The sequence below is a fragment of the Candidatus Abyssobacteria bacterium SURF_5 genome (assembly GCA_003598085.1).
Classification (GTDB): domain Bacteria; phylum Abyssobacteria; class SURF-5; order SURF-5; family SURF-5; genus SURF-5.
In genome coordinates this window covers 74,695-86,272 of record QZKU01000068.1, presented here as the reverse complement: position 1 = coordinate 86,272, position 11,578 = coordinate 74,695, and the positions used below count along the sequence as shown (strand labels likewise).

Genomic DNA, 11,578 nt, shown 5'->3' with positions numbered 1-11,578 from the left:
TCGAAGCTTCCCGCCCTATTCGTCATCGAGGATGGCTCATCAACTCCTCATAATTTTCCTGACCTCACTCGGCATCGGGTTCACCGGGGCCGTAATGCCGGGGCCTTTGCTTGCTGTCACAGTGAAGGAATCGATCAGCCGCAGCAAGTGGTCGGCCTTATGGCTCTCAACCGGTCATGCGCTTTGCGAGCTTGCACTCGTTATCGTACTTGCCGCAGGTCTTAATCGATTTGTCTTCAATAGCAGCGTGTCCGGCTTTATCGGACTTGTTGGCGGCGTAATCCTTATCTGGATGGGCGTCGGCGCGCTCAGAAGTCCTTCTTATGATGAAGGCGCGATTTCCTCAAACAACCCCCGGCCCCCCCACAATCTTATCCTGAACGGTTCGGCTGTTACGATCAGCAACCCCTACTGGTCCATATGGTGGTTCCTGGTAGCCCCGGCGCTTTTGATATGGGCTGCCGGGGAGGCCGGAATCGCGGGAATCATCACATTCTACATCGGCCACATTCTGTCCGATTTCTTGTGGTTTGGATCCGTCGGATTTGCAATCGGTTCCGGCCGGCGCTTTCTGACGGGACGAGGCTATAAGCTGGCAATTCAGGTTTGCGGAGTCTTTTTGCTCCTTTTCGGGATTTATTTCATAGGATATGGAGGCAAAATAATAGGCGCCTTCCTTCTGCATTAATGCAGGGGCTTTCGAGCCGACGCTTGCGAAGCCGACATAACTTTTTCCCCCGGTGGGTGTTAGCCCGTCTTTTTCTCCCCTCAAGGTTGTTTTTGTTTTTCTTTGCTCTGGTTGGCATAATGCTTGCTCATAGTGCTCATGTCGAATTGTGAAAGAACCAATAGGGAGCGGAGTCAGGTTTTGCCGAGGATTTACCTCGGAGTTAGGGCCTTCGTCGGGAACAGGGAGGCGGCAACCTTTTGACAAGCAATCCTTTTTGCTGTATAATCCCCCCTAAAGGCAGGCATCGACCAACTATACAGTGATTTTTGAAAAGGGGACGGAGCATGTTCGAGAAATTTTCCGGCTTCTTTAAACGATTCACCAGGCGTCAGAAAAAACAGAGCGGCGAAACAACTATCATGGACGCCAAGGGATTTGACGAGGACATCGGGCTCGGCGACAGCTTTGGAGACCTGAGCGATTTAGAACAATCAATAGATAAGATTGGTACGGCGCCTGTCGATTCCGAAGTTTCAGTAAAGAGGGACGCCTCTTTCGCCGACGCCGGCTTGGATTCGGCTGAAATGGATTTTTCCACAGGCGCAAGCGACTTCGACGAAGGGACGCTGAGCGATGAGGTTTCAGGAGATAGAATCTCGACAGGATATGAAGAAGGCCTGCCGCAAGAACCCGAACAGCCGACATTCGGCGAGGAAGGAGAAGGGGTCCCGTTAGAAGAATTTGCCGCCGGGGCCAAGCCCGCCTCACCGAAGCGGAGGTTTATAATTACCATTGCCGCCGGCATTATCGCGCTTATTGTGGGAGGAGTCTTCCAGTTCTTTGGTTGGCCTTACGTGGGGAAACTGGTTGGTCTTTCCAGCGCGGAGCAGCCGACGGTTGATGTCGAAACTCAGTTGGCTGATGAGAGGCGAAAAAATGTAAAGTTGAAAGCCGAAGTCGATGAGTTTACGAAAATGGGGAGTCCGGCCGAAGTGAAGAATTTGCAGCAGCAGATCGCGCAGGCGAGAGATTCGCAGGGCCCGGTGGAGGAATTGGAGCAGAGTTACAATGAAGCAAGAGAACGAGAAGCCGCTTATGATGAGCTGTTGAAACAGATCAGCGATTTGGAGGCGGAAATGGGGGATACGCGGGGCGAAATCAGCCGCGTAAGATCCAGAATAGAAGATGCCAGGCTGCGAGTCATAGCATTACGACAGCAAACCGAACAGGAATATGCCCGTTTCCGAAACGAAATGGGGCGTGCGGAAATAGCTCAGCGCCTCCTCATTGAGCTGGAGGGTGAAGACCATCGAAAGTTCCAGGAGGAACTTCGAAACCTCGAGGACTATCTGTCCCATTTGAATCCGGACCAGACGGCCCCCGCTCCATCAGCCGGCGCAGTGGCATCTGATTCAAACATCTTAGGAAGCTGATTCCAGTTGGAGGAATTATGTTCGAGAAGATCTTCGGCGTTTTCAGAAAACGGAAGCAGACGGATGTCTCGCAGGAAATTCCCGGAGATTTAGGAGAGGATAGTTTCGGAGCTGACACCGGATTTGAGGAGGATTTTGACGCCGATACGATTAGCCTCGAAACCGGTGCATCCGGCGACAGCGGTTTCTCCGATTCAGGAGGGGCAGCCGGAACAGATGTCGGGATCGAGGCTGCCGGAGCCGGACTTGATGAAGATCAGGGCATGGGGCTGGATCTTGGGGACACTGCCGGCGGTGAGGAAGGGACTTTTGAACCTGAAGGACCGCTTTCTCCGCCACCCGATGTCGAGGAATATGTTCCTTCCAGCAAGAAAGGCGGGATCAAGAGCCTCCTGGTAATGGCTGCGATAGTCGTTGTCTGTTTGCTTGCGGGTTTCTTTGGTGTTCGGCCGGTCGGTCAAGTAGCTCAGAAAATGCTGTCAAAGGGACCGACTCCGGCGGAACAACTTGCCGCGACACAGGCTGAGAACGCACAATTCGAGAGCAAGTTGGCGAGTTACCGCGCGGTCGGCAATATTGAGGCCATAACGGCGATACGCGATGAACTGAAGAAGCGCTCGGACCTGCTGGATCAGACATCCCAAATTGAAGGAAAAATCGCAGACCGTCCTTCAGTCGAGACGCGCCTTGAAAATGTGGCTTTGCAACTGGATAAGACGAAGCGGGAATTGGTTATCCAAAAAGGGGCGCTCGCCAATGTTGAGAAAGCCGTGAAACAGGTTGAAGCCCGCAACAACTATCTGATAACATCGGCCCAGCAGAGTCTCGATCTCATTGAAAGCAGTCGAGCACGGGCAAATCTGCTGAAAGAACGGCTGAACCAGGAGATTTACGAAGGATCCGAAGCTGCAGCCCAATACCACTACTCCATCCAAAAGAATCTGAACGAAACAGCCCTGGAGGCGCTTTCATCATCCTGAGGTTCAGGCAAGTCAAGAGGAGATGAGTCCGGAAGGCCTATTGCTCTCCGGACTTTGTTTTTTCAGTGTTTGCAGGAGTTTCCGTTTTGGAACACGTCCCATGCAACCTTTGTGGAGCCGCTAACGAAACGCTGTACTGCAGAGTCGGCGAGTTTCAAATCGTGCGTTGCCAGCGGTGTGGACTGATCTACACGAACCCGCGGCGGCCCGCCGGTGAGCAATCAGCTATTTATTCGGAGGATTATTTCGTCAGCAGCAATCCATCGGTTCTGGGGTATGATGATTATGCCGGTCATGCAGCGGGACTTCGCGAAGTCTTCTCGGATCACCTCGACCTCATCCAGCGGTTCATTCGACCGCCTGCTTCTTTGCTGGATGTGGGATGTGCATACGGCTATTTCCTTGAGTTGGCCGCCTCCCGGGGATGGAGCGTGCAGGGGGTGGAGGTTTCCGCGCATGCCGCACATATCGCTCGGGCACAGGCGCGGGCGCAGGTTCATACCGGCACTGTGTCCGGCGCCGGATTTGCCCCGTCCTCATTTGAAATCGTCACCATGTGGGACGTGCTCGAGCACTCGTTTAGTCCGGCGACGGAATTGGCCGAGGTGAATCGGATACTCAAGCCAAACGGCTACCTGTTTCTGACGTTGCCCGATGCAGGAAGCTTGATCGCGCGGGTGTTCGGACCGCATTGGTTCGGCTTCAAAAAGGCAGCCGAACACAACTACTTTTTTTCGAGGGATACTTTAAACACTATTCTGTCGCAAACCGGCTTTCAAATGATTGATGTCCGGCGGGGCGTGTGGCCGTGCAGCATGTCGTTTCTGGCAACGAAACTGGCCCCCTACAGTGTTCGAATTTCAAATGCAGCGCAGCGAGTTGTCCGGGCGCTGGGTCTTGAGCGATCTGTGATCAAGTTCAAGTTCATTGACATGCTGGTAATTGCACGAAAGAAAACAGCCGAGCCCGGAAACAATGGCAAGCCCGACCAGGAAACCGATACGTCGCCGACCCGCCGCTCGTAGCCTCGCGTCACCCGTCAGCGAGTGCAGGGGAATCGGTCCAAGAATAGCCTTCCTGCTTTCGAAACTCGAAATAAGGAGCATAGAGGATCTCCTGTCTCATTTTCCGCGATCGTACCTTGATCGACGAAACGTCATTCCTATCTCGTCAGTGGAAACATTATCCGCGGCCGTAATCATTGGAGAGATAGGAAGAGTGCGTGCATTGCGGGCGCGGCGGCTACACATAATTGAATGCACGGTTCACGACGACACCGGCAGCATCAAGGCTGTCTGGTTCAATCAGCCGTATCTGCTCAAGAAGCTTTTGAGGGGGAGCAAAGCGATTCTCTCCGGAACGGTTGGCTGCCGAAACAAGATTCAGATCGAGAATCCCGATATCGAGATTCTGAAGGGCGGCGGACGAGATTTCCTGCACACGCTCGGCATTATCCCGGTTTACCCGCTGACCGAAGGGATTGGTCAGAAGACGTTGCGGCGACTGGTTCGGTCGGCCCTCGACGATTTTCTTGAAGACATTCCAGAGACGCTGCCGCATGGCTTGCTTCAATGGCAATCTCTACCGCCGAGGAAGGATGCATTTCGCTCCATTCATTTTCCCCATGATGAGGACGAGTTGAAGCAAGCGAGAAAACGAATTGCTTTTGAGGAATTCGCCGCACTGCAGGTAAACCTTCTATATAAAATCAATCAAGCCGCCAGTCATGGAATTTCCTTCTGCGCACGCCCTCTGCTGACAGGGCTCCTTAAGGACCGGCTCCCTTTTTCGCTGACGGCCGCCCAGGCGGACGCAGTGGATAAAATATTCCGGAGGATGGAATCCTCCCGGCAGATGAATGTCCTGCTCCAGGGGGATGTGGGTTCGGGGAAGACGGCGGTGGCGATATATGCGATGCTCAAAGCAGTGGAGAATTCCCGGCAGGCAGCTCTTATGGCGCCCACCGAGATTTTGGCCGAACAGCACTTCACACAGGTGCAACGTTTGGTTGAGGGATTCGACGTGCCTGTCTTTCTCCTTTCAGCGGGAAGACCGGCCCTTGAAAAGAAGGAGGCGGTGGCTTTCATCTCGTCCGGAAAGCCCTGCCTCGTGATTGGCACCCATGCCCTTATTGGCCACAATGTGCCCCTGGCTGATTTGGGTCTGGCAATCGTGGATGAGCAGCACCGTTTCGGCGTAAACCAGCGGATCGCCCTCGCGGATAAAGGGGTCTCGCCGGATTTGATCGTGATGACTGCAACACCCATTCCTCGAACACTTGCCCTGACATTGTATTCGGAATTCGAAACAATCCTGCTTGATGAGGTTCCCGCGGGAAGATCCTTCGTCAAGACAGTTCTCGTTGCAGAAGAGAACCGCCGACCAATGCTCAAGTTCCTTCAGAAACAGCTACAAGAAGGCAGGCAGGCCTTTGTCGTGTGTCCTCATATCGGTGCGGCTTCGGGAGTAGACGTGGAGGCGGCAAACATTAAGGGAGCGCTTGCCCTCTATACAAAAGCGTTTCCAGATTATGTTCTTGCGCCGCTGCACGGTAAAATGGATCTTGAGGAACGTATGAGAATTCTCGATCGATTCAGAAGCGGTCAAATTCAGATTCTTGTGACTACTACCATCATTGAAGTCGGCGTGGACATACCAAATGCTTCTGTAATAATTATTGAAGGGGCGGATAAGTTTGGACTTACCCAATTACACCAGCTTCGCGGCCGGGTTGGGCGTTCAATGCATAAATCCTATTGTTTCCTGATTGCCGATGCTGCAACTGAGCAAGCGCGGCAGAGGCTTCATTTCCTGGAATCATCAACCAACGGGTTTCAGATAGCCGAACGTGATCTCCAGATGCGAGGCCCCGGAGAGTTTCTCGGCACAGCTCAAAGCGGCAGGTTAAGGCTTCGCGTCGGACACCTCGTGCGAGATATGGATCTGCTCCGGGAGGCGCGCCAGCAGATGATGGCTATTCTCGAAGCCGACCCATTCCTTGAGTTGCCCCAGAACGAAGTGCTTAAATCAATGTTAACCAGCCGATCGAAGAAGGTTCCTCTGTAGGGAAAAATCATGAGAATTACCGGCGGCCAAATGAAAGGTATTGTGCTGAGAGCTCCCAGAGGCCTTGAAACAAGGCCGACTTCGGATAAGGTAAGGGAGGCGGTTTTTCAGACACTGGGCGGACTGGTATCAGGAACCCGGGTACTGGACCTCTTTGCCGGAAGCGGGGCTCTGGGAATCGAAGCTATCAGTCGAGGCGCCGACTTCTGTGTTTTCGTCGAAAAAGATCGATCAGCTGTTCGCGTAATTGCTGACAATATCGCACGGGCAGGAATGCAGGACAAAAGCCGGATCGTCCGATCTGATTTCCGCGACGCCGTTAAAATGCTGAGCCGCCATGGGGAAACCTTTCGTTTGATCCTTTTAGATCCGCCGTATGCAAGCGACATCCTGACTGGAGTCGCCGCAACACTCGCCGCCAATCCAATCGTGGCGCAGGGCGGAATCCTTGTTTTAGAGCATTTCAAAAAAACAACCGCCCCCGACTCTCTGGCTGGCATAACTACAGCGGAAACGCGATATTATGGGCAGACCGCGATCACGTATTACAGAAGCTCGTGATCGGGTTTTTTGCCAAAGATTCAAAAAAATTTTGCTTGACACCCTATATGTAGCGTGGTATAATCGCGCGGATACCAAATACCGGATACCCCACCTGAATTTTTGAGGGTTTTTTTTGAATGAAATGTCCCTATTGCGGTCACCCCGAGGATAAGGTAGTCGATTCGCGTACCATTAAAGAAGGCGAGCTTATCCGCCGCCGCCGCGAATGTCTCTCCTGCACGAAGCGATTCACCACCTACGAGAGAATAGAAGAAATCCCGCTCATGGTTGCAAAGAAGGACGGCCGGCGCGAGCCTTTTGACCGTAGCAAAATCGTTATCGGTATTTTGAAAGCGTGTGAAAAAAGACCGGTCGGAATCGAGCAGATCGAGGATTTGGTAGACCGGATCGAAAAAAGCATTAACAGTTCAATGGAAAAAGAGGTGTCTTCGGAAAAAGTAGGCGCAATGGTGATGGAGGAGCTGCGCAATCTTGACGAAGTGGCCTATGTCCGATTTGCCTCCGTTTACCGTCAATTCAAGGACATCGACGAGTTCATGGATGTTCTGAAGACACTTTACCGGCAGGAGAGGGTATGACGGGAGGATTGACTACGGGGAGGGCAGAGCGGATCGCAAACGCATCTCTCGTGGGACTTCAATCAGATTTGAATCAGGTTTTGCGATCCCGGGAGAAGCAGCGGAAACGGGAGAAGATCTACATTTCAGCCCTCTCCGTGGTCGTTTTTTAGGTTCATTCGAGCGGCTTTACTTCTTGCGACGCAGTATCCTGTTCGACAGGCAAAGGCCTCAGCTCTTGAGTGCTTTATAATGGATCGATTGTCATCAGGAAAGGAGATGTAAAGAGCTTGGAAAAAGAAAGCATGCGCTACTATGACCAGAAAACTGGGTTATGGTACATCATCCACTGGGATAACACGCTCAAGTGTTATGTCAGCCAGCTCATTTCCGGACAACAATCAGTAGTCGCCGCTGCAGAGTAGCAGGACTTCATTCTCAGTTTTCTTTGCGGGGGAGAGAAATCTCCCCCGCAGCGGCTTCTCGCCTTCGTCGCCTGAAATCCCTCCAATAGAGGATCAACTTCATTGACATTTAAGCAGTTCTGTACTATACTGATTTGAGGCCGGGAATTTTTCCCGGCTATTTTATAGTGGGTGAGTTATATCAATGTTTGAGAGCCTGAGCGAAAAACTGCAGAAGACTTTTCGGGACCTCCGCGGACTTGGGAAGCTTTCCGAGAAGAATATGAAAGAGGGACTGCGGGAGGTCCGCCTCGCGTTGCTGGAGGCCGACGTTAATTATCGGGTTGTCAAAGATTTCATCAATCAGGTTCAAGAGAAGGCGGTCGGCCGGGAAGTGCTTCAGAGCATCACTCCTGGACAGCAACTAGTCAAGGTTGTTCACGACGAGTTGGTTGCTCTAATGGGAACAACCGCCGAGTCCCTTGAGTTTTCCTCGTCGCCACCGACCGTCATAATGCTCATTGGGCTGCAGGGTTCAGGCAAAACGACTACAGCGGCGAAGCTCGCCCGCTTTCTGCGCAGCCGGGGCCATCGTCCTTTGCTGGTTGCAGCGGATGTCTACAGACCCGCCGCAGTCCGGCAGCTTGAAATATTAGCGGAGCAGGTGGGATTGCCGGCTTACAGCGAGGATGCCTCAACGGATCCCGTAAGAATCTGCAAAGCGTCACTTCAATATGCGCGGCAACAGGGGTGTGATGTAATTATTCTGGATACAGCCGGACGCCTCCATATTAATGACGAATTAATTCAGGAGTTGCAGCAAATCCGGGATGTCGTACAACCGACTGAGACCCTGCTGGTGGCCGATGCGATGACCGGGCAGGATGCGGTCAATGTGGCGGAGAATTTTCATGTAAGGGTCGGCATTTCGGGAGTGATCCTGACGAAGTTGGACGGAGACGCACGTGGCGGGGCCGCACTCTCCATTCGATCGGTCACCGGGAAGCCGATTAAATTCGCGGGCCTTGGCGAGAAACTGGATGCGTTCGACGTTTTTCATCCGGATAGAATCGCTTCCCGCATTCTGGGGATGGGGGACGTTTTGTCGCTCGTTGAGAAGGCGCAGGAAACAATCGACGAGAAACGGGCGATGGAACTGCAGGAAAAACTTCTGAAAGCGCAGTTCACCTTTGAAGATTTCCAGCAGCAGCTCCAGCAGGTAAAGAAGATGGGGCCGCTTGACGAACTTATGGCCATGATGCCCGGGATGTCCCGGTTCAAAGGGTTGCAACCGCAGGAAAAGGACCTGGTGAAGGTTGAAGCCATGATCAACTCGATGACCAGAAAAGAACGGCAACTGCCGGGCATCATAGACGGCAGCCGGAAGCGCAGGATCGCGAAGGGCAGCGGAACCAGCGTGGCGGACGTCAACAGACTGCTCAAACAGTTTCAGCAAATGCAGAAAATGATGAAACAGGTGCGCCGTTCAGGTCTGCTGAAGGGCATGGGGGGTATGAACTTTAAGATTTAGTGGATCTGCGCTATTTACCAAAGTTTTTCTTTTTGTTAAACTAGAAAATAATTGAAGTCTTCAAGAATGGGAGGAATACGATGCCGGTGAAGATCCGACTGATGCGAGTCGGAAGGAAAAAGGTGGATCAGTATCGTCTGGTTGTTTCAGATTCGAGAAGTCCGCGCGACGGGCGATTTCTGGAAAACATTGGATACTATCATCCCCAGCAAGAGCCGTCGAAAGTGGTGATTGATGAAGAACGCGCTCTTTACTGGCTTGACAAGGGAGCAATTCCCTCGGAGAAGGTGCATAGCCTGCTGAAGAAGCAAGGTATCCTCAGCAAGGTTTCCTCGCCAAAATCGACGAAAGCAGAGTGAAATCGTAGGTTTGACGTTCAATTTGCGGGGCCGGGCTGACCCTCAAGGGGCAGCAACGTCACAGCGGAGGCACAGCCATGAAAGAGCTGGTGGAGTACATCGCGAAGGCGCTCGTTGACCACCCCGAAGCCGTTCAAGTCAATGTAGTCGAGGGCGGGAAAACCAAAGTGCTCGAGTTGAGAGTTCATCCGGATGACATGGGGCAGGTTATCGGGAAGCACGGGCGCACGGCAAAATCGATGCGCACGTTGCTCAATGCGGCCGCGACCAAAGATAATATTCGAGTGGTGCTTGAGATTGTCGAGTAGCCGAGGAAAGGGCCATGGCAGTCGCAGCCCTGACAAAGACGACGTCATTATTGGCAAGGTAATTTCGGTCAATGTCCCGCGGCGCGAGTTGCGAATCGCGCCCGACACAAGCCATCCTGAACGTTTCCATTTACTGCGCCAGCTCCGCCTCAAGACCAGGGAGAATCAAACCCTCGTTTTCCCCGTCGCCTCGGTGCGGGTGATTGAAAACCGGGTAATCGTACAGGTGAACAACCTGAGCGCTGATGAGATAGCGGCGGCACGGGGAGCGCTAGTATATGTTTTGCGCGCGGAGCGCTTTCCTCTTCCCAAGAATGAGTATTATATTGACGATCTGGTCGGCCTTGTTGTGAAGGACACGGGCGGGCAAATCGTCGGCCGGGTTACCGACGTATGGCGCACACCGGCAAACGATATCTACCGGGTGCTCGACGACCGGGGCAGGGAGACGCTGTTGCCGGCGATTGAAGATGTGATCGTTGAGGTCGACATCGAGCGCGGCGAACTCATAGCGGACGTATCTGTTCTCGAGTAGGGGTTGCCGCAGCATGAATATTTTCGTTTTGACGCTTTTCCCCGGCATGCTTGCAGGGCCGCTCTCGGAAAGCATCATCGGGCGCGCTGTCGAACGAGCGATCATTTCCGTTACACTTGTTGATTTGAGGGATTATTGCGGGGGAAAGCATCGCCAGGCGGACGATAAGCCGTATGGCGGCAGCTCGGGGATGGTTCTGATGCCCGAGCCCATCTTCAAAGCTGTTGAGTCACTCCCGCTGGATGTGACACGCACCCGCATAATTTTGACCAGTGCGCAGGGCAAATTGTTCAATCAGCAGAAGGCGCGCGAGCTGGCCCTCGAGCGCGACCTGGTCATCATTTGCGGCAGGTATGAAGGAGTGGACGAGCGGGTGGTCGCCGGACTGGCGACCGATGAACTCTCGATCGGAGATTATGTTCTGACGGGAGGCGAAGTCCCGGCACTCGTGATGATCGACGCCATATGCAGGCTGATTCCCGGAGTGATCGGCTCGCCCGAGTCGCTCGAACAGGATTCTTTCAGTGAAGGGCTGCTCGGATACCCACAGTATACGCGGCCCCCGGACATTCGCGGTATGCGAGTGCCGGATGTCCTGCTTTCGGGCCATCACGCCGAGATAACAAAATGGCGCCGACGCGAGGCAATACGGAAGACATTTCAAAACCGGAGAGAGTTGCTCGAGAGGACTTCGCTGTCAGAAGAGGAAAAGCAATTTATCGAGGAGCTTAAGCGAGCGGAAAGGTGAATGCCCGAGACCCGCAGGGATCGGTGAATCGGGTGGAGGAGTCAGCGACATGAACATTATTGACACAATCGAACAGGAACAGCTTCGGAAGGACATCCCCGAATTTACGATAGGTGATACCGTCCGCGTCCATCTGAAAGTGCTTGAAGCGGGGCGAGAGCGCGTTCAGGTCTTTGAGGGAGCTGTGATCGGGCGCAAAGGAACCGGGTTGCGTGAAACGTTTACCGTCAGGAAGGTCACATTCGGTATCGGTGTCGAGCGCGTTTTTCCTTTGCATTCTCCAAAAATTCAGGAAGTTGAAGTTGTGACTCGCGGGAGAGTGAGACGGGCGAAGCTTTATTATCTCAGGGAGCGCGTCGGGAAGAAAGCGCGCGTGCGCACCAAACGGGCGCGTTTCGCCGGGAAAACTCCCGAGTAGCGCAT

General features: G+C 53.3%; 13 protein-coding genes. All 13 read left to right on the top strand.

All coding sequences use genetic code 11. The features are described 5' to 3' along the window. The first annotated feature begins 31 nt into the window (after nt 1–31). Nucleotides 32–688: a lysine transporter LysE gene (locus C4520_10125; protein RJP21361.1), complete on the top strand. Its 657-nt coding sequence runs from the start codon at nt 32–34 to the stop codon at nt 686–688. Between the two features lie 326 nt (nt 689–1,014). Further along, nucleotides 1,015–2,103, top strand: coding sequence for a hypothetical protein (locus C4520_10120; GenBank protein ID RJP21360.1), 1,089 nt, complete (start codon nt 1,015–1,017; stop codon nt 2,101–2,103). A 17-nt stretch (nt 2,104–2,120) separates the two neighbouring features. Then, entirely contained in the window at nt 2,121–3,083 is a 963-nt protein-coding gene (locus tag C4520_10115; protein RJP21359.1) for a hypothetical protein, read from the top strand. Nucleotides 3,084–3,148: 65 nt separating this feature from the next. Beyond that, complete coding sequence (locus C4520_10110; GenBank protein ID RJP21358.1) at nt 3,149–4,108, top strand: class I SAM-dependent methyltransferase; 960 nt, start codon at nt 3,149–3,151, stop codon at nt 4,106–4,108. Then, entirely contained in the window at nt 4,059–6,149 is a 2,091-nt protein-coding gene (gene recG, locus C4520_10105) for an ATP-dependent DNA helicase RecG (protein RJP21357.1), read from the top strand. The genes C4520_10110 and recG overlap by 50 nt, the downstream gene beginning before the upstream one ends. 9 nt (nt 6,150–6,158) lie before the next feature. Next, on the top strand, nt 6,159–6,710 hold the full coding sequence (gene rsmD / locus C4520_10100; protein ID RJP21356.1) for a 16S rRNA (guanine(966)-N(2))-methyltransferase RsmD: 552 nt from the start codon (nt 6,159–6,161) through the stop codon (nt 6,708–6,710). A gap of 119 nt (nt 6,711–6,829) precedes the next feature. Continuing rightward, nucleotides 6,830–7,291 (top strand): transcriptional repressor NrdR, encoded by a 462-nt coding sequence (nrdR, locus tag C4520_10095; GenBank protein RJP21355.1) that lies wholly within the window; start codon nt 6,830–6,832, stop codon nt 7,289–7,291. Nucleotides 7,292–7,879: 588 nt separating this feature from the next. Then, nucleotides 7,880–9,205, top strand: coding sequence for a signal recognition particle protein (locus C4520_10090; GenBank protein RJP21354.1), 1,326 nt, complete (start codon nt 7,880–7,882; stop codon nt 9,203–9,205). An 80-nt stretch (nt 9,206–9,285) separates the two neighbouring features. Further along, nucleotides 9,286–9,564 carry a 30S ribosomal protein S16 gene (locus C4520_10085; GenBank protein RJP21353.1) on the top strand — a complete coding sequence of 93 codons (279 nt, stop codon included), beginning with the start codon at nt 9,286–9,288 and terminating at the stop codon, nt 9,562–9,564. Between the two features lie 77 nt (nt 9,565–9,641). Next, the gene (locus C4520_10080) at nt 9,642–9,872 is read left to right on the top strand and encodes a KH domain-containing protein (GenBank protein RJP21352.1); all 231 of its coding nucleotides are present in this window, start codon (nt 9,642–9,644) and stop codon (nt 9,870–9,872) included. Further along, nucleotides 9,757–10,407 carry a 16S rRNA processing protein RimM gene (gene rimM / locus C4520_10075; protein ID RJP21351.1) on the top strand — a complete coding sequence of 217 codons (651 nt, stop codon included), beginning with the start codon at nt 9,757–9,759 and terminating at the stop codon, nt 10,405–10,407. The genes C4520_10080 and rimM overlap by 116 nt, the downstream gene beginning before the upstream one ends. Nucleotides 10,408–10,420: 13 nt before the next feature. Then, entirely contained in the window at nt 10,421–11,155 is a 735-nt protein-coding gene (gene trmD / locus C4520_10070; protein RJP21350.1) for a tRNA (guanosine(37)-N1)-methyltransferase TrmD, read from the top strand. Nucleotides 11,156–11,204: 49 nt separating this feature from the next. Then, nucleotides 11,205–11,573, top strand: a complete 369-nt coding sequence (locus tag C4520_10065; protein RJP21349.1) for a 50S ribosomal protein L19 — start codon at nt 11,205–11,207, stop codon at nt 11,571–11,573. Nucleotides 11,574–11,578: the final 5 nt, after the last annotated feature.